This window comes from Pseudomonas sp. GB2N2, from assembly GCF_054897705.1.
In genome coordinates this window covers 700,777-726,978 of the sequence record NZ_CM142701.1, presented here as the reverse complement: position 1 = coordinate 726,978, position 26,202 = coordinate 700,777, and the positions used below count along the sequence as shown (strand labels likewise).

25 protein-coding genes are annotated in these 26,202 nt (G+C 58.8%); 22 read left to right on the top strand and 3 right to left on the bottom strand.

What is annotated here, in order from left to right:
* Window positions 1-172 precede the first annotated feature (172 nt).
* From ACYZT4_RS03340 to ACYZT4_RS03295, 10 genes are all read left to right on the top strand, one after another.
* Window positions 173-763 carry a cysteine hydrolase family protein gene (locus ACYZT4_RS03340; RefSeq protein ID WP_461985217.1) on the top strand — a complete coding sequence of 197 codons (591 nt, stop codon included), beginning with the start codon at window positions 173-175 and terminating at the stop codon, window positions 761-763.
* Window positions 764-894: 131 nt separating this feature from the next.
* Entirely contained in the window at window positions 895-1,215 is a 321-nt protein-coding gene (locus ACYZT4_RS03335; RefSeq protein WP_461985215.1) for a hypothetical protein, read from the top strand.
* An 87-nt stretch (window positions 1,216-1,302) separates the two neighbouring features.
* Window positions 1,303-1,860, top strand: a complete 558-nt coding sequence (locus ACYZT4_RS03330) for a Smr/MutS family protein (protein ID WP_461985213.1) — start codon at window positions 1,303-1,305, stop codon at window positions 1,858-1,860.
* A 77-nt stretch (window positions 1,861-1,937) separates the two neighbouring features.
* Window positions 1,938-2,483 (top strand): GTP cyclohydrolase I FolE, encoded by a 546-nt coding sequence (folE, locus tag ACYZT4_RS03325; protein WP_060541549.1) that lies wholly within the window; start codon window positions 1,938-1,940, stop codon window positions 2,481-2,483.
* Window positions 2,484-2,582: 99 nt separating this feature from the next.
* The gene (locus tag ACYZT4_RS03320; RefSeq protein ID WP_461985211.1) at window positions 2,583-2,954 is read left to right on the top strand and encodes a glutathione S-transferase N-terminal domain-containing protein; all 372 of its coding nucleotides are present in this window, start codon (window positions 2,583-2,585) and stop codon (window positions 2,952-2,954) included.
* Window positions 2,955-3,306: 352 nt separating this feature from the next.
* Window positions 3,307-4,656, top strand: a complete 1,350-nt coding sequence (locus ACYZT4_RS03315; RefSeq protein WP_461985210.1) for an NCS2 family permease — start codon at window positions 3,307-3,309, stop codon at window positions 4,654-4,656.
* A 65-nt stretch (window positions 4,657-4,721) separates the two neighbouring features.
* Window positions 4,722-5,351, top strand: a complete 630-nt coding sequence (locus tag ACYZT4_RS03310; RefSeq protein ID WP_461985208.1) for a LysE family translocator — start codon at window positions 4,722-4,724, stop codon at window positions 5,349-5,351.
* Window positions 5,352-5,466: 115 nt separating this feature from the next.
* Entirely contained in the window at window positions 5,467-8,721 is a 3,255-nt protein-coding gene (locus ACYZT4_RS03305) for a calcium-binding protein (protein WP_461985207.1), read from the top strand.
* A gap of 71 nt (window positions 8,722-8,792) precedes the next feature.
* A complete protein-coding gene (locus ACYZT4_RS03300) occupies window positions 8,793-10,403 on the top strand; it encodes a hypothetical protein (RefSeq protein WP_461985205.1) in 1,611 nt (536 codons plus the stop codon).
* 385 nt (window positions 10,404-10,788) lie between these two features.
* Entirely contained in the window at window positions 10,789-12,093 is a 1,305-nt protein-coding gene (locus ACYZT4_RS03295; protein WP_461985203.1) for a hypothetical protein, read from the top strand.
* 94 nt (window positions 12,094-12,187) lie between these two features.
* Here ACYZT4_RS03295 and uraH read toward each other — a convergent pair whose 3' ends face one another.
* Window positions 12,188-12,541 carry a hydroxyisourate hydrolase gene (uraH, locus tag ACYZT4_RS03290; RefSeq protein WP_010456673.1) on the bottom strand — a complete coding sequence of 118 codons (354 nt, stop codon included), beginning with the start codon at window positions 12,539-12,541 and terminating at the stop codon, window positions 12,188-12,190.
* A 440-nt stretch (window positions 12,542-12,981) separates the two neighbouring features.
* Between uraH and puuE the strand changes: the two genes are divergently transcribed.
* The 8 genes from puuE (at window position 12,982) to ACYZT4_RS03250 (ending at window position 21,088) form a co-directional block, all read left to right on the top strand.
* Entirely contained in the window at window positions 12,982-13,908 is a 927-nt protein-coding gene (gene puuE / locus ACYZT4_RS03285) for an allantoinase PuuE (protein WP_461985201.1), read from the top strand.
* Complete coding sequence (gene uraD, locus ACYZT4_RS03280; protein WP_461985199.1) at window positions 13,905-14,420, top strand: 2-oxo-4-hydroxy-4-carboxy-5-ureidoimidazoline decarboxylase; 516 nt, start codon at window positions 13,905-13,907, stop codon at window positions 14,418-14,420. Before puuE ends, uraD begins: the two co-directional genes overlap by 4 nt.
* Before the next feature lie 88 nt (window positions 14,421-14,508).
* Window positions 14,509-15,504: an allantoicase gene (alc, locus tag ACYZT4_RS03275; protein WP_461985197.1), complete on the top strand. Its 996-nt coding sequence runs from the start codon at window positions 14,509-14,511 to the stop codon at window positions 15,502-15,504.
* Between the two features lie 91 nt (window positions 15,505-15,595).
* Window positions 15,596-16,099 (top strand): ureidoglycolate lyase, encoded by a 504-nt coding sequence (locus ACYZT4_RS03270; RefSeq protein WP_461985196.1) that lies wholly within the window; start codon window positions 15,596-15,598, stop codon window positions 16,097-16,099.
* A gap of 50 nt (window positions 16,100-16,149) precedes the next feature.
* Window positions 16,150-17,451: a urate hydroxylase PuuD gene (locus ACYZT4_RS03265; protein WP_461985194.1), complete on the top strand. Its 1,302-nt coding sequence runs from the start codon at window positions 16,150-16,152 to the stop codon at window positions 17,449-17,451.
* A gap of 166 nt (window positions 17,452-17,617) precedes the next feature.
* Window positions 17,618-18,970, top strand: coding sequence for a nucleobase:cation symporter-2 family protein (locus ACYZT4_RS03260; RefSeq protein ID WP_461985193.1), 1,353 nt, complete (start codon window positions 17,618-17,620; stop codon window positions 18,968-18,970).
* Window positions 18,971-19,141: 171 nt separating this feature from the next.
* On the top strand, window positions 19,142-19,927 hold the full coding sequence (locus ACYZT4_RS03255; protein WP_461985191.1) for an outer membrane protein OmpK: 786 nt from the start codon (window positions 19,142-19,144) through the stop codon (window positions 19,925-19,927).
* A 375-nt stretch (window positions 19,928-20,302) separates the two neighbouring features.
* Window positions 20,303-21,088 (top strand): outer membrane protein OmpK, encoded by a 786-nt coding sequence (locus ACYZT4_RS03250; RefSeq protein WP_461985189.1) that lies wholly within the window; start codon window positions 20,303-20,305, stop codon window positions 21,086-21,088.
* A gap of 87 nt (window positions 21,089-21,175) precedes the next feature.
* On the opposite strand, the gene ACYZT4_RS03245 is transcribed toward ACYZT4_RS03250, so the two are convergent.
* Together ACYZT4_RS03245 and ACYZT4_RS03240 are read right to left on the bottom strand one after the other, a co-directional pair.
* Window positions 21,176-22,330 carry a patatin-like phospholipase family protein gene (locus tag ACYZT4_RS03245; protein WP_461985188.1) on the bottom strand — a complete coding sequence of 385 codons (1,155 nt, stop codon included), beginning with the start codon at window positions 22,328-22,330 and terminating at the stop codon, window positions 21,176-21,178.
* 31 nt (window positions 22,331-22,361) lie between these two features.
* Complete coding sequence (locus tag ACYZT4_RS03240; RefSeq protein ID WP_461985186.1) at window positions 22,362-23,294, bottom strand: lipid A biosynthesis lauroyl acyltransferase; 933 nt, start codon at window positions 23,292-23,294, stop codon at window positions 22,362-22,364.
* A gap of 118 nt (window positions 23,295-23,412) precedes the next feature.
* Here ACYZT4_RS03240 and minC point away from each other — a divergent pair, with 118 nt between their 5' ends.
* The 4 genes from minC (at window position 23,413) to ACYZT4_RS03220 (ending at window position 26,152) form a co-directional block, all read left to right on the top strand.
* Window positions 23,413-24,144 carry a septum site-determining protein MinC gene (gene minC / locus ACYZT4_RS03235; protein ID WP_461985184.1) on the top strand — a complete coding sequence of 244 codons (732 nt, stop codon included), beginning with the start codon at window positions 23,413-23,415 and terminating at the stop codon, window positions 24,142-24,144.
* A 202-nt stretch (window positions 24,145-24,346) separates the two neighbouring features.
* Window positions 24,347-25,159, top strand: coding sequence for a septum site-determining protein MinD (minD, locus tag ACYZT4_RS03230; protein ID WP_150631077.1), 813 nt, complete (start codon window positions 24,347-24,349; stop codon window positions 25,157-25,159).
* Window positions 25,159-25,413, top strand: a complete 255-nt coding sequence (gene minE, locus ACYZT4_RS03225; RefSeq protein ID WP_007944431.1) for a cell division topological specificity factor MinE — start codon at window positions 25,159-25,161, stop codon at window positions 25,411-25,413. Before minD ends, minE begins: the two co-directional genes overlap by 1 nt.
* Window positions 25,414-25,516: 103 nt before the next feature.
* Complete coding sequence (locus ACYZT4_RS03220) at window positions 25,517-26,152, top strand: RluA family pseudouridine synthase (RefSeq protein WP_461985182.1); 636 nt, start codon at window positions 25,517-25,519, stop codon at window positions 26,150-26,152.
* The last annotated feature ends 50 nt before the right edge of the window (window positions 26,153-26,202 follow it).

Genomic DNA, 26,202 nt, shown 5'->3' with positions numbered 1-26,202 from the left:
AAACACCGGGCCAGATGTAGGACGCGTCCATTTTTTTCTTTGGCTCTTGAACAAAACGAGTATCTTGACAAGGCTACGGGCCAGCAACGACGGCCCCTGCGATGGTAGCGATTCACAGAAGCGCTCACCCAGAGGACAATGTCGCAAAAGCCCCACTCCAAGGAGCCCCAGAATGTCCGTTCCAAAAACGATGTTTCAACTCAGCGGCCGCGGTTATGCAGCTGCCAATCTGAGCCACGCGACGCTTGTCATCATCGATGCGCAGAAAGAATACCTCAGCGGCCCCCTGGCCCTGGTCGGCATGGAGGCTGCCGTCGCGAACATCAAACAGCTGGTGAGCGCCGCCCGCGCAGCCGGCCGCCCCATCGTCCATGTGCGCCACCTCGGCACCGTCGGCGGGCTGTTCGACCCGCAAGGCGAGCGCGGTGAATTCATCCCGGGCCTTGAGCCACAGGCCGACGAAACCATCATCGGCAAATTGCTGCCGAGTGCGTTTCACGGCACCGAACTGCTGGATCGCCTGCAGAATCTCGGTTCGCTGGACCTGATCGTCTGCGGCTTCATGAGCCATTCCAGTGTCAGCACCACCGTGCGCGCCGCGAAAAACCTGGGCTTTCGTTGCACCCTTGTTGAAGACGCCTGCGCCACGCGGGATTTGCCCTACAAGGGCGGTGTGTTGAGTGCGGATCACGTTCAACAGACTGAAATGGCGATCATGGCGGACAACTTTGCCACGCTGGCCCTGACCCACGATCTGATCTGATCGAGGCTTGATGAGCGGTTCATGCCGCCGCTCATCCGCAAAAGCCTCTCATTAGCTGTAATTGTCTTAGCCTCAGGAACATCCCGGACAACTCCCGGTCGAAGGGCCGATACCCATTGAGGAAGGTCGGAATGAAGTTATCCGATGGTTTTGACGCACGCCGCTTGCGGCCCAAGGGCCAAAGCAACTGGCGTTTTCGCTTCGGCGCAGCCTTCGCTGCCCTGCTGGCAACGTGCGGTGTGTTGCTGGCAATGGCCGGTGCCGCGAGCCTGCTGGGGCGCCCCCCGGCACTCGGCGAGCTGAACGCCAGCCCTCTCGGCTCGGCAATCATTCTGGCGGTCGGTTTGTTTGTGCTGTACATCGGCGTATGGCTGTGGCGGCGTTGCCGTCGCCGTGCACGGCAGTCGCGCGAGCTGAACATGTCGCCGCATCTGATGAAAAAACACGACTGAATCGTCGGTCTGGCAAGTTGCCAGGCGCCAATTGTTATCGATCGTGTCGCGACTTGGGTAAACTGGCCGCCCTTCGCGGAGGCTGATATGCAAGACGACGATTTTTCCCTGTTCAAAAGCGCGATCCAAGGCGTCAAGCCGATCAAGCACGATCGCGCCGAAACCGGCAAACCAAAGGCTGACCGCGCACAGATCGCCACACTGCGCCAGGCCGCCACCGTGCGCACCGATGCCACCACCGTTGACGGCCTGTCCGATCAATTTGTGATCGACGTCGGCCCGGAAGATGAGTTGATGTGGGCCCGCGACGGCGTGCAGGAAAGCCAGATGCGCAAGCTCAGGATAGGGCAGATCCCGTTCGAAGGCAGCCTCGACCTGCACGGCATGAACGTGGAAAAGGCTCGGGAGACCCTTTGGGCGTTCCTCGCCGAAGCCACCAAATTCGAAATCCGATGTGTGCGCGTCACTCACGGTAAAGCGGTGCGCCTGGATGGCAAGCGCCCGATGATCAAAAGTCACGTCAACACCTGGCTGCGCCAGCATTCACAGGTACTTGGCTTCACCTCGTGCCAGGCGAAACATGGCGGCGCCGGAGCGGTGTATGTGATGCTCAAGCGCACCATGATGGAAGGTCGCGACGATTAAAGCTGTTGCGACAAGCTTGCAGCGCCGTGTTTGCCACCGTACCCTTGCCCTTTGCGTAAAATCCCACAGGTAGTTTCATGTCCCTGGAACAGAATTACACCGCGATCCTCGGCCAATTGGGCGAGGACGTTTCCCGCGAGGGCCTGCTCGACACGCCGAAGCGTGCCGCCAAAGCCATGCAGTACCTCTGCCGCGGCTATGAACAGACACTGGAAGAGGTCACCAACGGTGCCCTGTTCAGCTCCGATAACAGCGAGATGGTGCTGGTGAAAGACATCGAGCTGTACTCGTTGTGCGAACACCACTTGCTGCCGTTTATCGGCAAGGCCCACGTCGCCTACATTCCGAGCGGCAAAGTGCTGGGCTTGTCGAAAGTCGCGCGGATCGTCGATATGTACGCCCGCCGCCTGCAGATTCAGGAAAACCTCAGCCGCCAGATCGCCGAAGCGGTCCAGCAGGTCACCGGCGCCTTGGGCGTTGCGGTGGTGATCGAGGCCAAGCACATGTGCATGATGATGCGCGGTGTCGAGAAGCAGAATTCGTCGATGATCACCTCGGTGATGCTCGGCGAGTTCCGCGAGAACGCTGCGACCCGCAGCGAGTTTCTCAGCCTGATCAAGTAATTCGCGGTACGAAGAAAACCGGCATTCATCGCCGGTTTTTTTTCGCCCGTGAAAATCAGGTAAGCTGCGCGCCTTCTTTCGCCCCGTGAGGCTTGTCCCGTGTTCGTAAAAGCGCTTCGTGTCGGCCTTGGCCAACTGATCATCTTCATCGACTTCATCACCCGCCCGGGAAAAAAACAGCGCCCTGCCGCCGCTCAGGCTCAGGTGGAAACAGCCGCCAGGGACCTGACGCTGTATCAGTTCCATGCCTGCCCGTTTTGCGTGAAAACCCGCCGCACCCTGCGCCGTTTGAATGTGCCGGTGGCGCTGCGTGACGCGAAGAACAATGAACAGGATCGCCAGACGTTGCTGGAGCAAGGCGGCAAGATCAAAGTCCCGTGCCTGCGCATCGAGGAGAATGGGCAGACGACATGGATGTATGAGTCCAAGGTGATTATTGATTATCTGGATAAGCGCTTCGCGGCGGCTTGATGGTTTAGCGGCGTCTGCAAAGACACCAGAAAAACCAAGCAAAAAAAAACCGGCCCTTGAGCCGGTTTTTTTGTTGCTGCTCTCAAGCTGCCTGCGCCTGGCGCGCCCCGCCAATCGCCTAAACATCTGACGCCTCCAAATCTTCGCGAGCAGCCGATATATCCCTATCACCAAACTTTACGTCTACAAAAACAAAAACATTATTTGCATTTTTTGTATACAAAAGCATAATCCACTGCGTGCGAGTTCCTGACCAAGAGGTCAACAAATTCGCGAATGCCTCAAAGGGCCGCTGCCACCCTCATGGGTCCGGCCCTGGAAATAACAATAAAACTCTTGAGGAGTAATCGCTGTGGAAAGCCGCAAATCCGAAGCCCCGACACTGGAACTCTCGCCGCCGTTACGCAATGGCCTGCTGGAGCGCCTCTTCAAACTCACTTTGCACGGCACCACGGTGAAGACCGAGCTGATTGCCGGCCTGACAACCTTTATCACCATGGCCTACATCATTTTCGTCAACCCCAACATCATGGCTGACGCCGGGATCGATCACGGCGCAGCCTTCGTCGCCACCTGCATCGCGGCAGCCCTGGGTTGCCTGTTGATGGGCCTTTACGCCAACTGGCCAGTCGGCCTGGCGCCGGGCATGGGCCTGAACGCGTTCTTCACTTACACCGTGGTCGGCACCATGGGTTACAACTGGGAAACCGCCCTCGGCGCGGTGTTCGTCTCCGGCGTGCTGTTCATGTTCCTGACTTTTTCGCGAATCCGTGAATGGCTGCTCAACAGTATTCCGGTGAGTCTGCGCTTTGCCATGGGCGCTGGCGTCGGTCTGTTCCTCGGTCTGATCGGCCTGAAAACCGCCGGCATTGTCGTCGACAGCCCGGCCACGTTGATCAAGCTCGGCTCCCTGCGCGAACCAGGCCCGCTGCTCGCCGCCATCTGCTTCCTGATGATTGCCGTGCTCAGCTACCACAAAGTGTTCGGCGCGATCCTCATCAGCATCATTACCGTAACCCTCGCCGGTTGGGGCTTGGGCCTCGTCCATTACGAAGGCATCATGTCGGCCCCGCCGAGCCTCGCGCCGACCTGGATGGCCATGAACATTGCCGGCGTGTTTAACGTCAGCATGATCAGCGTGGTGCTGGCCTTCCTGTTCGTGCACATGTTCGACACCGCCGGCACCCTGATGGGCGTCGCGCAGCGGGCCAATCTGGTCAATGCTGACGGCCGCATCGAAAACCTCTCCCGCGCCATGAAAGCCGACAGTGCCTCCAGCGTATTCGGGGCGATGGTCGGTGTACCTCCTGTCACCAGCTACGTGGAAAGTGCCGCGGGTGTAGCGGCTGGTGGTCGGACTGGTCTTACCGCCGTGACCGTGGGTGTGTTATTTATTGCGGCGATGTTCTTCGCACCGCTTGCCGGGATGATTCCCGCGTATGCCACCGCCGGCGCACTGATTTACGTTGCGATGTTGATGATGGGCGGCATGAAGCACATTGAATGGGATGAAGCGACGGACAGCATTCCGGCCATCGTCACCGCGATCATGATGCCGCTGACCTTTTCGGTCGCCGACGGCATCGCACTGGGCTTCATTACCTACGTGGTGCTGAAAGCCTTCACCGGTAAGCACAAGGAAATTTCCGTCAGTTTGTGGGTGCTCTGCGCGATCTTCATCGCCAAGTTCATTTTCTTGTAAGCGATCCACGATCTAAAACAGCCTCACCCCGTCGGGTGAGGCTTTTGTGCAAATGGAGGAAAGTGATGAGTCTGGAAACCTGGCTGCTGTTCAGTGGCGCTGCGCTGGTGGTGATCCTGATCCCGGGGCCCCTGTCTTTGTTGATGATTAGCAACAGCCTGAATTACGGTCTGCGTCGCTCTTACCCGGCGTTTCTCGGTGGCGTGATTGCATCGATCTGTTTGCTCAGCGCATCGGCGCTCGGTCTGGGCGCCCTGCTGCTGGCGTCAGAACAGTTGTTCAGCGCGCTGAAACTCGTCGGTGCGCTGTACCTGTTCTACCTCGCCTGGCAGAGCTGGCAGCAATCGCGTCAGCCATCGGTCGGCGCCGAAGTGCCTCAGGCCGCACCGGTGCCGCGCTTTCGTGCGCTGTTTGGCCGCGCGTTCGTGCTCGGCGCGAGTAATCCAAAAGACATTCTGTTTTTCGCCGCTTTCCTGCCGCAGTTCTTGAGCGCCGAACAGCCGTTCCTGCCGCAGTTGCTGGCGATGATCTCGACCTGGACCGTATTGGATCTGCTGTGCAAATTGGCGTATGGCTTGGGCGCACACGGCGCGGCGCGGTATCTACGCAGTGGCAAGGGGCAGAGTTGGTTTAACCGGATCAGCGCGGGGTTGTTCGGTGGTGCCGGTGCCGCGTCCCTGTTGAGCGGGCATTGAAATCTCCCGCCCGGCGAAAGATAAAGCAACAAACACCCTAACTATGTACCGCATCCCAAGCGTCTCGACTTCCTAAGGTAGGGCTTGTTCTACACAAGCCCTACAAGGAAGTTTCATGGCACAACTTTTCAGCAGCGCTTCCGATGACACGGACATCGACGCAATAAAAATTTCTGACAGTGAACTGCGCTCCTTCGGAACACTTGATCAGGAAATCGCTGACTTCATCCGTAAACATCCCTCATCGTCGCTGCCGCAATCCCCCCCTCGTTCCGCCAGCGTCCGAGAGTCGGCGTTACGCGCACTGGATCAATACCACGGGCCTCTGACGGTCGGCAGTTTTACCGTCAGCCGTGTCGAGTTGCATCTGATGAGCGCCAGAGTCCACGGCGCTCCACTCGATCTGCACAACTCCAATTTCCGCCGCCCTCCCCAGTCATTCATCGATGGGTTGAAGCTCAATCCGATCGACGTGGAAAATCGAATCTGGGCGAGTGGATCGGTGGGTGACAACCCGATACCTACCCTGCTGTTCGAGATCGCAACACACCGCTCGGTGACGGCCCCGCCGCTGCTCGAAGAAAGCACAACTGTGCACACGCAAAAGATCGATCGACTGCTACAAGCCGCGCAGAAACTGGACATACGCGATGTCCGCCTGCCCGAAAATACCCCCCGCTGGGTCAACAAACAGAAAAGCAAAGTCGTCAACAGCATGGGCGTCGGGCTGCAGGCATTTGGCATCTATAGCGGTTTGATGGGCATTTGCGATGCGATCAAAAAAGGCGACCGTACCGAAGCAGCAATCAACGCCGGAGCGGTGGTCACGGAACTGGGTTCGCTGATCATTGAGCGAGGCCTGGTCAAAACCGCGCAGGATCTGATTGAGAACAGCGCCCGCCTCTACAAGGGGTTTTCTACCACCCGGTTCGGCCTGTTTCTGTCGCGTGCCGCAGGCTTGATCGCAGGCGCACTGACGCTGCCTTTCGACCTCTATTTCGCGATCAAGGCGATCAATGATGCCTCCCAAACGACGGGAAAGGCTGCCCTGGATCATTACGTCGCTGCCGGCATGAACCTGACGAGCGCAGCCCTGACGATTCTCCTCGGCTCCGCGGCCCTGGCCGGCTTCGCCCAGGCAGGTCCGGTGGGCATCGCCGCGGCGGCAATCCTGATCGCGGGAGCGCAGATCTACAGCGCGGTCCGACAAGTCGACGACCTCGATGACTACATTGAATTCAGCGCCGATGAACGTCTCGTCACGGGGTTCCTCGCGTTTCTGAACATCAAGCCACCTCAGCGAATACGCGACCGACACTCTGTTGCCTTCGCCACGCATCATCATTCGAAACAGCTGAATGACAGAGCCAGACAGTGGCTCGACGGGGCCATGAAAAACAGTGTCGAGGCCATCGTTAACGGCAGGTTCGAGGTCGGCCTGAAAACCACTCAAGTGCATTGGTTCGAGTGGGACGCCGAGGGACGCGAATCTACCGCTTCCGATGAAATCCGCTTGCCAGCCCTTGAGGACGCGGACGACCGCATTGACGCGAGCAATGGCATTCCTGCGGACCTTTCAGGCGTGATTCGGGGGACCGCCGGCGAATCGAAAGCGATTGTATGGCTTTTGGGAGGCGGGAACGACAACGTCACCGGGCTGGAGAAAAAACCCAATCGTTTCGTCTACGGCACCGGAATCAAGCAACTGACTGGAGGCGAGAAAGACGACGACTTCCTGTTCGAAGTAACCGGGCGGACACTCAAGCCCACCTCGCCAATCCTGGTAGAAAGTCACCTGAACGGCGGTCCCGGCGACGACACACTGGTGTTTCAAGGCAGCCTGGACTCGCAAGCCGGCTCCACTCGCGACGGCTTTGAGATCAACCTGATCAATGGTCGGGTCAACCTATTGGCAGACAGAGCATTTGTTGCCGTTCACTCACGACTGGACAGTGTCGAACATGTCGAAACACTCACCGGCGCGTCGAACATCGTCACAGGATCGGACAAGCCCAACCGCATCGTTTCCAAAGGTGATGACCAAATCGATGCCGGCGGCGGCAACGACAAAATTTACTTGATGGGGCATAGCGCTCACGCCAAGGGTGGCACGGGAAAAGACGAATATTACATCGCCCCCAAGCACGGCACCGTGACCCTGGGTGAGCGCGCTGGCGAAGAAAGCGTGATCATGCTGGGCTGGCCTTTCGAAAGCATCCAGGAATGGGTTATCGAGGGCGAATCGCTGGTGATCACCTCGCTGTGCGGAAATGACGGTGAATGGCCAGACCGGGTTCTGGTGGTGGAAGGCATCTATCAAACAGAGGGCGATAAACGCCTGTTCCAGGATCAGGTGCTGCACGTTTTCACTCAGGATGGCTTTCGGCTCACACCTGATTTCCCAGCTGAACTGGATGGCGTCGGGGCGCATGAACTCGACGTCGTGCTTCTGGCGAGGGGCACCCGGCCGGCCCCGCAGATTATCAATCAAGCCGAATATGCCGTGCCTTCGACGAAGTCCTCTCATTACTTCGTTGATCGCGACATCAGCCATTCCACCTTCAAATTCACCAAAGCCGACGACGGTATTTTCTGCAGCATTCACGTTGATTGTGACAGTACCGAAATGAGCGAAGCGCGGGCCACCTACCAGATTGAAATAACCGAAAATCATAGCAATCATTACTTGAACTACAGCCCGTTAAGCCTGCGACTGAAGTTTGGCGATAAAACGTTAATCCTGGAAAACCTCAGCGGCGATAGTGCCCAGTCTTATACAAACGTCAAAGACACGTCCTACATGATCAAGGGGATGAGGTTAAACCATGATTTGATTCTGACAATGCGCGACGGTGTGTCTTTTCGAATAGCGCTTCCGATCCCGAATTATTTTGACGATGTAAAGAGCCCCGGTACAAAAGTGTTAACCGGTCAGGCCATGTTGAAGACCCGCAATGGCAAGTACCTGCTTTTAACGCCTGAGGACAGCCGCCCGCTAATCCTGGAAGCGCATCCGCAGCTGGTTGAATTTCCTTCGCACCCGCAGAACACGGTCGCCGCGCTTGAGGGGCAGGGCTCCACTTATCAAATCAAGTTGAATGCGGATACCACGCTCAGAATTTCAACGCCCGGTGCCAGCGCGAAAACAGGCAACGCTTCGACCTGGTATTTCCATTCGCAGCTCGTGGACCCAGACGCAATAACATTGAGAGGTAACAAGTTATCGATCGGCCGCACACTTGTACTTCTCCCCGAGTATGAGGACGAGAACATTCCCATCGAAAACATTTATGTCCGAATGTCTGCCGGCGCTCTTTACACCGTCGACCTTGTTTTCGAACAGGTGTATTTGCACTCGGCAACAGATTGATAAGCCACTGACAATCAGCCAATGACTACACCACCCACACCCTGTGTCGTACACCGGTACGGCGCACTTCCATGTCCATTTATCAGAGCAAGATCATGGCCCTAAAACCACCCAATAAGAAAACCCGACCCAAGACACCCGACACTGATCCATCGACCAGGCACGCGTCTCTGGACGACGGCACGCCCATCCCTCGCGATTCATCTGACGCCGGCCTTGCCGGACTACTCCCGGATGATCTGCAGTCCTCGATCAACACCCGGCCCAGCGAAGGTGGACAGGACAATAGGGTTGGCCGCCAACCCGAGGTCGCTGTCGAAGATGCCTCTTCGTTCGGGCAAGACGCGAGCACTTCCTTGGGATCGACGCCCGCTATCACCTTCCTGGCGAGCTTTCTCGCTTCGAGCCTGACCAAGCCCCAGACTGACGGACTGCGTCACGGCAAACACCAAAGGGTCTATGCCGAAATAGAAAATGAAGGCGTTACGCTGGTTCGTCGCAACGCCAGAGGTGAATACCAGGCGGCCTCGGCCAATGAGTTGATTGCTTCGGGTCCACTGCTGGAACGAATTACGGGGACTGACTTCTGGCGCAGGAAAAACACCGATACTTCGGACGAACAACCGGGTCCGAGCAACCGCAAACGACCACGCCTTGATGAGGACACCGACACCTCACCCGTGACGGAATCACTGGCCACGCACCTTCGCGCTCAGGACGCGCCCGTGCTGGATCTGTCCGCGGCGCTGTGGCGAAATTGGGGCACTTCGACAAAACCCCTTTCGGGAGAGTCGGTGGAGATCGACAGCCTTCACTACCGGATCGTGCCCCATGGTTCACCCGAGCGCACCGGTGTTGCCTACCTGGAAAATCCGCAGTTTTCCCCCACCCGGTATGCCGAGTTCGAACAGATGTTGCGTGATGATCCAACACTGCAACCGAAATGGGCGGTCCGCAAGAACGACCAATGGCAAGTGGTCGAAAGCCCGCGCCCCTTCGACAAAAACCTCACGGGCTACGTCGGCGCGACCTTCAGGGATTTTTCCGACACGTCTCTGAGCACTGTCGCCAAAGCGGTATTCAATCGGGCGAATAATGCCGATGTGATCAATGCATTCGGCCTGATGGTCATGCACCAGACCTACCGCAACTGGGCTTCCCCTACCCGTGCCCGTGCGCCGCGCCCGGAACTGGCCGATCCGCTGCTGATGTTGCCGGCCCTGCCGGTCAGCAACGGCCTGCTGGCGTTGACCGTTCCGGACGCAGGCGTGCTGCGGCGACTGGACTTCGCCCCGCAACACTTTCAAACCGAGTGGAACAACTACAACGCTGACCGCTCCGACTACAACCTCAAGCGCCTGGTTGGCAGCGTGCTGGTGCGTAATGGTTACGAAGTCTTTCCCCTGACCAACGAACACCGTGGGCCGACGCTGGTGTTTACCCGCGCCAACCACGACGCGGTGTTCTTCCTGAAACTGGGCCGTGTCGAAGGCGACGCTATCCGCCAGATCACCCCATCGGGTAATGAGCTGACCGATCCACACCTGGGGAGCCGCATTGGCGAGCCTGCTCACGCCGCCCTGCGTATGGCTTTCGATCAAAACAAAGTGGTCTGGTTGCTGGGCGGAACCCAGAAAACCGCAGCGGGGCTGGAATCCGTTTTCATTATTAGAGAAGGCTGACATTCAGCGTTAACCGCCACAGCTCCTCCCGAGAAAACCGCCTGAGCACTACACCGCTCAGGCACTCAAGTTGATGCACGGACATTGTTATAAAACAGGTTTTTCAATGCGTCCAAAAAACCCCGTTCGACCCAAAAACCCCATGGCCCATGACGGACCCGCCGTAGTCCGCGATACGCTCGCAGACAGTGTGTCCTGGTCCTCCGCTCACACATCCGGCCTTGAGCCTGGCGTGTCTCATCATCGGGCAGAGCCCGTCCAACCGCCTGACGTTCACTCACCGGCAATAGCGATAACCGACCTCCCTGCCGATACACACGTCCGTCTGATCACCCCTGATTTGCCGATCAGCAATTATTACCTCGCCCCGAGATTGGCAGACCGATTGCCCGAGCCTGACGCGCAACACGGATTACGATCCATTGTCTCCGGACGCAAATATGTCGACCTGGTCGACGGTGGCACCGTGCTTCTGGGCGTCGACGCAGAAGGTCATTACCGGGCCAAACTCATGAGCGAACTCATCCCGTCCGGCCCCCGCTTGGCGCGGGTGGGCAACACACCCCAATGGCGCAGAATTGAGCCCGACAACATCAGTACCGTCGATTCGGAACTGATCGTTACTCGCCGCCAATTGCCGCTCGATGAGGCAACAGGACCAGCCAAACGTCCGCGCATGACCGATGGCATGATCGATGGACAACCGGTCCCAGGCGCCGGCGCCGTACCCTGGTCAGACTGGGGCATCGCACCGCCACAGGCATCGCCGACAGACGTAACCATCGCCGGGATTCGCTACAAGACCGTGCCGCGCAGTGAAACGGCGGCCGAACCCATCGTTTACATCAAGCACCCCGCGCATGTGAATTATGACTTCGATTTGCTGCAACGAACGTTGAGCCTTGATCCGGCCAACCAACCGCGCGGGGCGATTCAGGTGCCGCCGGACCAGCACTGGGAAATCGATCCGACGCGGCCGTTCGAAGTAGCGCTCACCGACTATGTCGCCACTTATTTTCCCGAGCTGACAGAAGTTTCCATGCTGAACGTCGCCAGAGAGCAGTTTGCTCTGGCCAACGGCTGCAGGTTTGCTACGGGCACCGGGTTGACGACCCTGCGGCAAGTGTTCAATGACTGGAAAACCACCAACAACACGCCAAGGCCAGAGCTGGCGGACCCGCTGCTCATGCTGCCGATCACGCCCACCTCGCCGGGCCAGGGGACGAACCGGATACTGGCGCTTCCAGCCCTGTCCGACCCGGCGCCTCTACGCCGACTGGAATTCGATCCGCACAAATTTCAGGACACATGGGATTACTTCACGTTGACCCAGTCTGCCATCGACGCCAAGCGGTTCATGAAGGACCTGCTGGAACGCAATGGTTACGCCGTCTTCACGCCGACTTCCGCTCCCACTTACCCGGCGCTGGTGTTTCTGCGCAACGGGCATGATTTTGTGTTCTACATGAGCTTGTATCGTGCCAGGGGCAACAAGATCCATGTGCCCAGTACCGATGTGCGGATTCTCACCCCCGACCGAATGCTGCAACAAATTGGCCAGCCGGCCATGCAGGCCGTCGAGCGCGCGCATAAGGTCAACAAACTGATCTGGCTGCGAGGAGGCAGTCACGTGTCGGCACAACAGCCCAACTCGGTGTTTATCGTCAGAACCGACGCACCCGCTAGCTGAAACGCAGAAAAAAAAAGCCCGCAGTGTGAGCGGGCGAAAGACCAAAGAAGCTATATGCGCAGTCGCTTCCAGGTTGATGCAGCTGCTTGGGGGATCAGCTGCCGCGGTACGTGGAGTAGCTGTAAGGCGAAATCAGCAGCGGGACGTGATAGTGATCCTGTTCCGCGGAAATGCCGAAACGCAGTACCACCACATCGAGGAACGCAGGTTCCGGCAGCTGAACGCCGCGGGCGCGGTAGTAGTCGCCGGCATGAAACTGCACCTGGTAAACACCGCTGCGGTAGTCATCGCCCTGCAGCAGCGGTGCATCGACACGGCCGTCGCTGTTGGTGATTGCGCTGGCGACCAATTCCAGCTGCGAGCCTTCAACGCGGTACAACTCGACCTTGATCGAGCTGCCCGGGCAACCGTGTGCAGCGTCCAAAACGTGAGTAGTCAAACGTCCCATTGATTCTGCGCGCCTGCCTGCGTGGAGCAGTCAGACCTCGCGCCTCCGAAGTCAGTTGAAAAGGAGACCGCACCGTTTCGGAGCACGAAAAGCTGCGGCGAGCGACTTATTAAGACACTTTTATAAAAAATTGTACACAATAAAAACGACATTTTTAATGCAACTGCAGCCATTCGGGCATTCTGGGCAATTCAGAGACCAAACCATAAGATCAGCGGAGCTTCTATACATTAGCTGACCAGTCAGGCAGGTTTCTTGCAGTACCACCTGAAGATGACAACTGATGAAAAATGCAAAAATTCAGGCTTACAAAGTGGATATAAAGTTGTATACAATCAGCCCATCGCTGTGACGCCAGCCTGTCACCTCATCGCCAGGCCGCCACACAACCTGTCAACGAATTGTCGACGAACTGTCAACGAACAAGAAGGAAGACTGCAGTGAGCGCTGACTACCCACGCGACCTGATCGGTTACGGCAGTAACCCTCCTCACCCACACTGGCCGGGCAATGCCCGCATCGCCCTGTCCTTCGTGCTCAATTACGAAGAAGGCGGCGAGCGCAATATCCTCCACGGCGATAAAGAATCCGAAGCCTTCCTCTCGGAAATGGTCTCGGCGCAACCGCTGCAAGGCGCGCGCAACATGAGCATGGAATCCCTTTACGAGTATGGCAGCCGAGCCGGCGTCTGGCGGATTTTGAAATTGTTCAAGGAATTCGACATTCCGCTGACCATCTTCGCCGTCGCCATGGCCGCCCAGCGTCATCCGGACGTGATCCGCGCGATGGTCGGTGCCGGCCACGAGATCTGCAGCCACGGCTACCGCTGGATCGACTACCAGTACATGGACGAAGCGCAGGAACGCGAGCACATGCTCGAAGCGATCCGCGTCCTCACCGAAATCACCGGTGAGCGCCCATTGGGCTGGTACACCGGCCGCACCGGCCCGAACACCCGTCGGCTGGTGATGGAAGAAGGCGGTTTCCTTTACGACTGCGACACCTACGACGACGACCTGCCTTACTGGGAACCGAACAGCCCGACCGGCAAGCCGCACTTGGTGATCCCGTACACCCTGGACACCAACGACATGCGCTTCACCCAGGTCCAGGGTTTCAACAAGGGCGACGATTTCTTCGAATACCTCAAGGACGCTTTCGACGTGCTGTACGCCGAAGGCGCCGAAGCGCCGAAGATGCTTTCGATCGGCTTGCACTGCCGCCTGATCGGCCGTCCGGCGCGACTGGCTTCACTCAAGCGCTTTATCGAATACGCTAAAAGTCATGAACAGGTGTGGTTCAGCCGCCGCGTCGATATCGCGCGCCACTGGCACGAAACCCACCCGTACCAAGGGCCAGCACAATGAGCACCTTTCAAACCCTGAAACCCTCGACCCTGAGCCGCGACGCGTTTGTCGCTGCTTTCGCCGACATCTACGAACATTCGCCATGGGTGGCCGAAAAGGCCTTCGACCTGGGCCTGGACGCTTCGATCGACGAGATCGAAACCCTGCACCAGCGCATGAGCGACATCCTGTTGAGCGCCGATCACGCCAGCCAGCTGGCCCTGATCAACGCTCACCCGGACCTGGCCGGCAAAGCCGCCGTCCAGGGCCAACTGACCGAAGCCAGCACCAATGAACAGGCTGGCGCCGGTATTCACCAATGCACGGCCGAAGAGTTCCAGCGCTTCACCGAGCTGAACGACGCCTACAAAGCCAAGTTCAAGTTTCCCTTCATCATGGCGGTAAAAGGCAGCGACCGGCATCAGATCCTCGCGGCGTTCGAAACGCGCATTCACAATTCGGCGGATACCGAATTCAAATGCGCGCTGGCGCAGATCAACCAGATCGCCCTGTTCCGATTACTGACCCTATAGCGAGCCTGGCCTTGGCGACACTGAACGCATACATCGCCCGAGGCCCTGCAAGCATCCCAAGCCAACTTATTAAAGGCAGACAAGAAGAATGAAAGCTTACGCCGTACCTTTCGAGAAGTTCGTCAACCTGGCCGACGCCCGCCTGGGCACCAAAATCATCTCGGTCACCGATGACTGGTTCGCTGATGCCAACCGCCTGTTCCAGCCGACCCCGGCTGTGTGGAAAGAGGGCGTGTTCGATGACAACGGCAAGTGGATGGACGGCTGGGAGTCGCGCCGCAAGCGCTTCGAAGGCTACGACACCGCCGTGATCCGCCTCGGTGTTCCGGGTTCGATCAAGGGCGTCGACATCGACACTTCATTCTTCACCGGCAACTTCCCGCCGTCGGCTTCGCTGGAAGCCTGCTTCCTCGCTTCCGGTGAGCCAGACGACAACACCCAGTGGACTGAAGTGCTGTCCGCCGTCGAGCTGCAAGGCAACAGCCACCACTACCACGAAATCAACAACGACCAGCCGTTCAGTCACTTGCGCTTCAACATTTACCCGGATGGTGGCGTGGCCCGTCTGCGTGTCTACGGTATTCCGTTCCGCGACTGGTCCGCTGTCGGCGACAACGAGCAGGTCGACCTGGCCTCTGCCCTGAACGGTGGCCGCGCCCTTGCCTGCTCCGACGAACACTTCGGTCGCATGAGCAACATTCTCAACCCGGGCCGTGGCATCAACATGGGCGACGGCTGGGAAACCGCGCGTCGTCGTACCCCGGGCAATGACTGGGTGATCGTCGCCCTGGGTCATGCCGGCGAGATCGAGAAAGTCATCGTCGACACTCTGCACTTCAAGGGCAACTACCCGGACACGTGCTCGATCCAGGGCGCTTTTGTGAAGGGCGGCACTGACAGCCAGATCGAAACCCAATCGCTGTTCTGGCGCGAATTGCTGCCGGCACAGAAACTCGAAATGCACGCCGAACACAGCTTCGCCGAGCAGATCAAGGCACTGGGCCCGATCACCCACATCCGCTTGAACGTGTTCCCGGATGGTGGCGTCAGTCGCCTGCGCGTTCTCGGCAAAGTCGCAAAATAACGGCCGATGAAAAACCTGTAGGAGCCGCCCGCAGCAAGCCGGCTCCTACACAAGCAACACAAATCACGAATACATGGAAAAGAAGACCCGCATGCGCACATTGACGATTGAACCGCTGACCAAAGAAGCCTTCGCCCCTTTCGGTGACGTCATTGAAACCGACGGCAGCGATCACTTCATGATCAACAACGGTTCGACTCTGCGCTTTCACAAACTGGCGACGGTAGAAACCGCCACGCCAGAGGACAACGCGATCATCAGCATTTTCCGCGCCGACGCGCAGGATATGCCGCTGACCGTGTGCATGCTGGAGCGTCACCCGCTGGGCAGCCAGGCTTTCATTCCGCTGCTCGGCAACCCCTTTCTGATCGTGGTCGCGCCACTTGGCGATGAACCTGTATCAGGCTTGGTCCGCGCCTTCGTCACCAACGGCAGGCAGGGCATTAATTACCATCGCGGCGTTTGGCACCATCCGGTGCTGACGATCGAAAAGCGGGATGACTTCCTGGTGGTTGATCGCAGTGGCACAGGCAATAACTGCGATGAGCATTTTTTCAAAGAGGATGAGCGTTTGATCCTTGCCCCCCACCAATAAGAGAAGGTCTGATCGCTCGACAACAGAGTGACAGGCGAGAGGTAAAGACTGTGGAAGCACATTTGATGGAATGGCTGAACCTGAGCGTACGCTGGGTTCACATGATTACTGGCGTGGCCTGGATCGGTGCGTCGTTCTATTTCGTCTGGCTGGAAAACAACCTCAATCGGGTCAACCCGAAAAGCGGTCTGGCGGGCGATTTGTGGGCGATCCACGGCGGCGGTATCTACCACCTGGAAAAATACAAACTGGCTCCACCGACCATGCCGGACAACCTGCACTGGTTCAAATGGGAAGCCTACTTCACCTGGATGTCGGGGATCGCGCTGCTGTGCGTGGTGTTCTACTCCAACCCGACGTTGTACCTGCTGGCACCGGGCAGCAGCCTGACCGGCCCCGAAGGTGTTGCCCTGGGCATCGCTTCGTTGTTCGTCGGCTGGTTCGTCTACTCCTTCCTGTGCGACTCGGCCCTGGGCAAACGCCCTGCCCTGCTCGGTTTTATCCTGTTCGTGCTGATCATCGGCGCGGCTTACGGCTTCAGCAAAGTGTTCAGCGGTCGCGGTGCTTACCTGCACGTCGGCGCGATCATCGGCACCATCATGGTCGGTAACGTGTTCCGCATCATCATGCCGGCACAACGCGCACTGGTCGCAGCGATTGCCGAGAACCGCACGCCGGATCCGGCGCTGCCAGCCAAGGGCCTGCTGCGTTCGCGTCACAACAACTACTTCACCCTGCCCGTGCTGTTCATCATGATCAGCAACCACTTCCCGAGCACGTACGGCAGCCAGTACAACTGGCTGATCCTGGCCGGGATCGCGGTACTGGCCGTGTTGGTCCGTCACTACTTCAACACCCGTCACGACAGCCACAAGTTTGCCTGGACACTGCCCGTGGCAGCGGTCGGCATGATCAGCCTGGCTTACGTGACCGGACCTGCGCAGATGCCGAGTGCACCTGAAGTAGCGAAGGCGCCTAACGCCATCGAGTACCAGCCGCTGCCGGAAACCGCCCTCGGTGGCGGTGCCAAACCGGCCGAAGCCAAGCCTGCCGCATCCGTCGCGGCACCAGCCCAGGCGTCCAACGCCGGGCCGCGTTTCGACAAAGTGCACAGCGTGATCCAGGAACGTTGCGCGGTGTGCCATTCGGCCAAACCGACCAGCCCGCTGTTCAGCGCGGCACCGGCCGGCGTGATGTTCGATACGCCGGATCAGATCCGCCAGAACGCCCCACGGATTCAGGCGCAAGCGGTCACCAGCCAGATCATGCCACTGGGCAACATCACCCAAATGACCCAGCAGGAACGTGACCTGATCGGCGCGTGGATTGTTCAGGGTGCGCAGACCAATTAGATAGCAAAAAGCATCGCGGGCAAGCCCGCTCCCACAGGGATCAACGCAATCCTGTGGGAGCTGGCTTGCCAGCGATCGGCCGCCCCGCAGTCCACCTGCTTAGAAAACAGCTGCCAACCGCACTGCGGCTGTAAATCACAAGAATAAAAAAGATCCGAGGTGTTGCATGTCCGAGCTATCCGAAGCGCGCATCCCCGACGCACCCGCCATTCAGCGTTTGCCCCTTTTGCAACTGATTCTGGTCGGTCTGCAACACGTACTGCTGATGTACGGCGGAGCCATCGCGGTGCCGCTGATCATCGGGCAGGCCGCTGGCCTGAGTCGTGAAGAAATCGCCTTTTTGATCAACGCCGACCTGCTGGTCGCCGGCATTGCCACCATCGTCCAGTCGCTGGGCATCGGCCCGATGGGCATTCGCATGCCGGTGATGATGGGCGCCAGTTTCGCCGCGGTCGGCAGCATGGTCGCCATGGCCGGCATGCCCGGTATCGGCCTGCAAGGAATCTTCGGCGCAACCATCGCCGCTGGATTCTTCGGCATGCTCATCGCGCCGTTCATGTCCAAAGTCGTGCGCTTCTTCCCGCCTCTGGTGACCGGCACGGTCATCACCTCGATCGGTTTGTCGCTGTTCCCCGTGGCCGTCAACTGGGCCGGCGGCGGTGCGGGCGCCACGCAATTCGGTTCACCGATCTACCTGGGCATCGCCGCGCTGGTGCTGGGCACCATCCTGTTGGTGCATCGCTTCATGCGCGGTTTCTGGGTGAATATTTCCGTGTTGATCGGCATGTGCCTCGGCTACGTGGTCTGCGGACTGATCGGCATGGTCGATCTGAGTGGCATGGCCCAGGCGCCGTGGCTGCAAATCGTCACCCCGCTGCATTTCGGCATGCCGAAGTTTGAACTCGCACCGATTCTGTCGATGTGCCTGGTGGTGGTGATCATCTTCGTCGAGTCCACCGGGATGTTCCTCGCGCTGGGCAAAATCACCGGCCAGAAAGTCTGCCCACGCATGCTGCGGCGCGGCTTGCTGTGCGATGCCGGCGCGTCGTTCGTCGCCGGGTTCTTCAACACCTTCACCCATTCTTCATTCGCGCAGAACATTGGTCTGGTGCAGATGACCGGCGTGCGCTGCCGTTCGGTGACCATTGTCGCCGGCGGGATGCTGGTGGTGTTGAGCCTGCTGCCGAAAGCCGCGTTCCTGGTAGCGTCGATTCCCCCGGCCGTGCTGGGCGGCGCAGCCATTGCGATGTTCGGCATGGTTGCCGCTACGGGGATCAAGATTCTGCAGGAGGCCGACATCGGTGACCGGCGCAACCAGTTGCTGGTGGCGGTGAGCATCGGCATGGGCCTGATCCCCGTAGTGCGCCCAGAGTTTTTCGCGCACCTGCCGGTGTGGATGAGCCCGATCACCCACAGCGGAATTGCCATGGCGACGTTGAGCGCGCTGGCGCTGAACCTGCTGTTCAACATTCTCGGCGGCAAGGAACGCGCCGCGATCAACGACTGCCACGCCCACTAAGACAGCAACGCACACTCCCCCTGTAGGAGCGAGCCTGCTCGCGATGAACCCGAGAACACCGCGTTTATCCAGATAACACGCGTAATCGTTGACGACCATCGCGAGCAGGCTCGCTCCTACAGGGGCAGTGGTTGCCTGCGCCTTGAAAAATAAAAAAAGAGGGAGCAACAGATGATTCGGACACAGAAAAGCCTGCTGTTGGGCGGCGGTCTGCTGGCCGCCAGTCAAGCCATGGCCGGCGATTTATTGTTGTGGCAGACCAACAGCCTCAGCTATCTGTACGGCAAGGATTTCGCGGTGAACCCGTCGATCCAGCAGACGATCACCTTCGAACACGCCGACCGCTGGAAGTACGGCGACAACTTCCTGTTCGTCGACAGCACTTACTACAACGGCGAGAAAGACCGCAACAAAGGCGTTCACGCCTATTACGGCGAATTCAGCCCGCGCCTCTCCCTCGGGAAAATCCTCGACCGCCGCTTCGAATTCGGCCCGATCAAGGACGTGCTGCTGGCCATGACCTACGAGAATGGCGAAGACGACACCGAGGCTTATCTGATTGGCCCCGGTTTCGATCTGGCGGTGCCGGGCTTCAACTTTTTCACCCTGAACTTCTACTATCGCCAGACCGAAGGCTCGCGTCCCGGCAGTGATGTCTGGCAGATCACCCCGGCTTGGTCCTACACCCTGCCACTGGGCAATTCGAACCTGTTGATCGACGGCTACCTCGACTGGGTCGTCGACAACGACCAGAACTCACGCGGCACTTATCACGCCAACATCCACTTCAACCCGCAGATCAAATACGACGTGGGCAAGGCAGTGGGCTGGCGGGAGAAACAGGTGTATGTCGGCGTCGAATACAGCTACTGGAAAGACAAGTACGGGATCGAAAACAGCGCCCGTCTCGACACCAATGAGAACACCACCAGCCTGCTGGTGAAGGTGCACTTTTAAGATGACCCGCAACCGTGCCCCAAACCTGTCGTCGGTGCGCTGTTGCGGGGCACTTGAGACCTGGCCAAGGAGTCAGTATTCTCCGCGGCCGCCTGAATCCGCTTTAAAAAAAAGCCCGGATTTAATTCCTGACCAGAAAGCCAACTTATCCCGGCCCTGGACGGTATCAAGGCAATCCAACACCCCTCTCAATCGACTGCTCCTGAGCCGCCGAACGGGAGTTTTTTGGTTTTTTGAAAGCCTTGGCGCAGCTCTTGCTAACAGCACTGAAGCTGACCGATTGGATGACTTTTCAACGCGACAGAAAAAGGCGCCACACCAGAGCGCCGACCTTAGAAAAATAACGTGGAATACCTACTTTTTGGGAGCAACCGAATGAAACGTATGTGCACTAGCCTGATGCTGGCGGGATCGTTGCTGGCCGGGGGCCAAGCCATGGCCGGCGACTTGCTGCAATGGCAGAACAACAGCCTGACTTATCTGTATGGCAAGGACTTCCAGGTCAACCCGCGCATTCAGCAGACCGTGACATTCGAGCACGCCGATGGCTGGAAATACGGCGACAACTTTTTCTTCGTCGACAAGATCTTCTACAACGGCGACAAGGATTTCAACGTTGGCCCAAACACCTATTACGGTGAGTTCAGCCCACGTATTTCCTTGGGCAAAGTCCTCGACCAGAAGATCGAATTCGGCCCGGTTAAAGACGTCCTGCTGGCGATGACCTATGAGTTCGGTGAAGGCGATAGCGAGTCCTACCTGATCGGTCCGGGTTTCGACCTGGCGATCCCGGGTTTCGATTACTTCCAGCTGAACTTCTACCAGCGTCAAACCGAAGGCCCGCGCGCGGGTGACAACGTTTGGCAAATCACGCCAGTGTGGTCCTACACCGTCCCGGTGGGCGATTCGAACATCCTGATCGATGGTTTCATGGACTGGGTGGTCGACAACGACGTCAACAAAAAAGGCGAATACCACGCCAACCTGCACTTCAATCCGCAGGTTAAATATGACTTGGGTAAAGCGCTGAACCTGGGCGAGAAGCAGTTGTACGTCGGTGTCGAGTATGACTACTGGAAGAACAAGTACGGTATCGAAGACAGCCAGGGCTTCAAGACCGATCAGAGCGTGACCAGCTTCCTGGTCAAGGTTCACTTCTGATTTAAAGTCAAAAGATCGCAGGCTGCGCCAGCTCCTACAGTGGAATGAATTCTCCTGCAGGAGCTGCCGAAGGCTGCGATCGTTGCTTTAAGTCAGCCCGAGAAACCGGCACAACTCATCCTTCTTGGCCAGCGCATCCCGCCGCCCCAAATCAATCAACTCGCTGCAATACCCCGACTCGAACAGCAGATAACTCAACACCCCCGCCCCACTGGTCTTGGTCGCCCCCGGTCCGCGCAGAAACAGACGCAGCGCCGCCGGCAATTCCTGGCGATGGCGCGCGGCTATCTCATCGATCGGCTGGCTCGGCGAAATCACCAGTACCTCCACCGGCGCCACGCCAAGCGCACGGGTTGGTGTGCCGTCGGGCATCAGGTGACTGAACTGATTGAGCCGTTGCAGCAACTCGATGTCGCTTTCCAGGCTGTCGATGAACGTGCTGTTGAGCATGTGCCCGCCGATTTGCGCGAGCGTCGGTTGCTGGCCGGTGTAGGCGCGTTGCAGCGGCTGTTGCGGGTCAACCCCGCGCGGGTTGCCGCTGACGCCCACCACCAGCACGCGGGTGGCGCCCAAGTGCAGGGCCGGGCTGATCGGCGCGGATTGGCGCACGGCGCCGTCACCGAAATATTCTTCGCCGATTTTTACCGGCGCAAACAGCAATGGAATGGCCGAGCTGGCGAGCAGATGTTCGACGCTCAGCTGCGTTGGCACGCCAATTCGCCGATGGCGCAACCAGGCGTTGATAGTGCCGCCGCCCTGGTAAAACGTCACGGCCTGACCGGATTCATAGCCGAATGCCGTGACCGCGACGGCCTGCAATTGCTTGTGCGCGATGGCTTCGGCGATGCCGGTCATGTGCAATTTGTCATTGAGCAAACCGCGCAGCGGCGAGCTGTTGAGCAAAGCCACCGGCACCTGCGCGCCGATGCCGAGCAGACTGTGGCTGACAAAACGGCTGGCCTGACGGATGACGCCCGGCCAGTCGCTGCGCAACACCAAGTGACTGCGAAAACCCTGCCAGAACCCGGTCAGGCGTTCGATCGCGCTACGAAAGTCCATCGCCCCGCTGGCGAGGCTTACCGCATTGATCGCCCCGGCCGAAGTGCCAACGATCACCGGAAATGGATTCCTGGCGCCCTCCGGCAACAACTCGGCAATCGCCGCCAGCACGCCGACCTGATAGGCCGCCCGAGCCCCGCCGCCGGAAAGAATCAGCCCTGTAACCGGTTCAGCTGGACTCATCGCAACACTCCATGGTGCTTAAAGAGGTGATTCAACCGCGTTTTGCGTACAGCTTGGGTTCGCCCGGTGGACGGCTTTTGAAGCGGCGATGGGCCCAGAGGTATTGCTCCGGACAATCGCGCAGGACGCCTTCGACCCACTGGTTGATCCGCAGGCAATCGGCCTCTTCGCTCTCTCCGGGAAAACCTTCGAGCGGCGCATGGATCACCAGCCGGTAACCGCTGCCGTCCGCCAGACGCTCCTGAGTGAACGGCACAACGAGCGCCTTGCCCAGTCGCGCAAACTTGCTGGTGGCGGTTACGGTCGCGGCCTGAATCCCGAACAGTGGCACGAAGATGCTTTGCTTGGCGCCGTAGTCCTGATCCGGCGCGTACCAGATCGCCCGGCCGGCCCGCAGCAGTTTGAGCATGCCACGCACGTCTTCACGTTCCACGGCCAGCGAATCGAGGTTGTGGCGCTCGCGGCCGCTGCGCTGGATGTAGTCGAACAGCGGGTTCTTGTGCTCGCGGTACATGCCGTCGATGGTGTGCTGCTGGCCGAGCAACGCCGCGCCGATTTCCAGTGTGGTGAAATGCACCGCCATCAGAATCACGCCCTTGCCGTCGCGCTGGGCTTTTTTCAGATGCTCCAGGCCTTCGACATGGGCCAGCTTGGCCAGACGCTCCCGCGACCACCACCAGCTCATGGCCATCTCAAAGAATGCGATGCCGGTGGAGGCGAAGTTTTCCTTGAGCAGGCGCTTGCGTTCGGCAGCGGATTTTTCCGGGAAGCACAGTTCCAGATTGCGCCTGGCAATGCGCCGTCGGTCGCCCGCCGCGCGATACATCAAGGCGCCGAGGGCACGCCCGACCGACAGCAACGCCGGATACGGCAATTGAACAATCAGCCACAACAGCCCCAACCCACACCACAGGGGCCAGAAACGCGGCATCAGGAATGTTTTTCGAAAACGCGGGCGGTCCATTAAAGGTTCCGGAAAGACAATGGCCGCGCATTCTACATCGTTCGACCCGGCTTGCGGCTGGCGAGCGTTCTCGTTATAAGTCTCGGCACTTTTAGTGACAAGCCGTTGTATGCCGACCATGAGCCAAACCGAACCGCAAGACCAGGATCCCGTGTTCCAGTTGAAGGGCAGCATGCTCGCCATCACCGTGCTGGAACTGGCCCGAAACGACCTCGACAGCCTTGATCGACAACTGGCCGCCAAGGTTGCGCAAGCGCCTGGCTTTTTCAGCAACGCGCCACTGGTGCTGGCGCTGGACAAGCTCCCGGCCAGCGAAGGCGCGGTCGATTTGCCCGGATTGATGCGCGTTTGTCGCCAGCACGGTCTGCGCACCCTGGCGATCCGTGCCAGCCGCATCGAAGACATCGCCGCCGCCATCGCCGTCGATTTGCCGGTGTTGCCGCCGTCCGGCGCCCGTGAGCGCTCGCTCGAGGCGCCCGTTGTGGCGAAGAAACCGGAAAAACCGCCTGAACCGACGATCAAACCGACCAAAATCATTACCTCGCCCGTACGCGGCGGCCAGCAGATATACGCCCAGGGCTGCGACCTGGTGGTGATCTCCTCGGTCAGCCCGGGGGCGGAACTTCTCGCCGACGGAAACATCCATGTATACGGCCCGATGCGCGGTCGTGTGCTCGCCGGCGTCAAGGGCGACACGAAAGCCCGGATTTTCTGCCAGCAAATGAGCGCTGAAATGATCTCCATCGCAGGCCACTACAAGGTTTCGGAAGATCTGCGTCGCGATCCTTTATGGGGTGCGGGCGTACAGGTCAGCCTGTCCGGCGATGTGTTGAACATCATTCGTCTTTAACGGATACTGCCGCATTTTCCAAGCATCTCTAAAACGTGGCGAAAACAGCTCAAACGAAGTAGGAAAAAGGCCAGAAGCAGTGTTTACCGGAGGTAAGCGCGGTTAAGGACCGGATTCCAGCCAAGGCTGTCCTACTGCATCAGTTTTCTATAGAGATGTTTTTCAGGGGCTAAATGTCCTTTTTCCTTAGGGGTGAAACACCTTGGCCAAGATTCTAGTGGTTACATCCGGCAAGGGTGGTGTGGGTAAGACCACCACCAGCGCTGCTATCGGTACCGGCCTCGCACTGCGCGGTCACAAAACAGTTATCGTCGACTTCGACGTCGGTTTGCGTAACCTCGACCTGATCATGGGTTGCGAGCGTCGCGTGGTGTATGACTTCGTCAACGTGGTCAACGGCGAAGCCAACCTGCAACAGGCGCTGATCAAAGACAAACGCCTGGAAAACCTCTACGTGCTGGCCGCCAGCCAGACCCGCGACAAAGACGCGCTGACCGTCGAAGGCGTGGAAAAAGTCCTGATGGCGTTGAAGGAAGACTTCGAGTTCGTGGTCTGCGACTCACCGGCCGGCATCGAGAAAGGTGCTCACCTGGCCATGTACTTCGCGGATGAAGCGATTGTCGTGACCAACCCGGAAGTGTCCTCGGTACGTGACTCGGACCGCATGCTGGGCCTGCTGGCCAGCAAATCGCGCCGCGCCGAAAACGGCGAAGAGCCGATCAAGGAACACTTGCTGCTGACCCGCTACAACCCGCAGCGCGTCAGTGACGGCGAAATGCTGGGCGTCGAAGACGTCAAGGAAATTCTCGCTGTGACTCTGTTGGGCGTGATTCCTGAGTCCCAAGCGGTACTCAAGGCATCCAACTCCGGCGTACCGGTGATCCTCGACGACCAGAGCGACGCCGGTCAGGCGTACAGCGATGCCGTTGATCGCCTGCTGGGCAAAACCGTGGAGCATCGGTTTCTCGATGTGACGAAGAAAGGATTCTTTGAGCGTCTGTTTGGAGGCCGGTAATGAATATTTTTGACTTCTTTCGTGCTAACAAGAAGCCAAGTACCGCCTCGGTAGCGAAAGAGCGTCTACAGATCATCGTGGCGCATGAACGCGGCCAACGCAGTACCCCGGACTACCTGCCCGCCTTGCAGAAGGAATTGGTCGAGGTGATCCGCAAGTACGTCAATATCGGGTCCGATGACGTGCACGTCGCCCTGGAAAACCAGGGTAGCTGCTCGATTCTGGAACTCAATATCACCCTGCCGGATCGCTGAGTCGACTCGACGGGAGCCACGGCGGCTCGATGATGTGGGCAACCTACTTTTGTAGGAGTCCATGTGATCGAGTCGCCGTTGGCGTTTGTTACGAGGCTGTTTAATGCCGTTGTCCAACGTCCATATCATTCATCAGGACGCCGCCGTCCTGGTGGTGAATAAACCGACCCTGTTGCTGTCCGTCCCTGGCCGGGCCGATGACAACAAGGACTGCCTGATCACCCGCCTGCAAGAAAACGGCTACCCGGAAGCCCGCATCGTCCATCGCCTGGACTGGGAAACGTCCGGCATCATTCTGTTGGCCCGCGACCCGGATACGCATCGCGAATTGTCTCGGCAATTTCACGACCGTGAAACCGAAAAGGCCTACACAGCACTGTGCTGGGGCCAGCCGGAACTGGACAGTGGCAGTATCGACCTACCCTTGCGCTACGACCCGCCGACCAAGCCTCGGCACGTGGTGGATCATGAGGTCGGCAAGAATGCCCTGACGTTCTGGCGCGTGCTCGAGCGCTGCGGCGACTGGAGCCGGGTCGAGCTGACGCCGATCACCGGCCGCTCCCATCAATTGCGTGTGCACATGCTGTCCATCGGCCACCCGCTGCTGGGTGACGGGCTCTATGCCCATGAGCAGGCGCTGGCCGCCTGGCCGCGATTGTGCCTGCACGCGAGCATGCTCAGCTTCACCCATCCGCAGTCCGGCGAGCGCCTGCGCTTCGAGTGCCCGGCCCCGTTTTAAGCGTCAACGCAAAACCCTGTGGGAGCGAGCCCGCTCGCGATTGCGGTGTA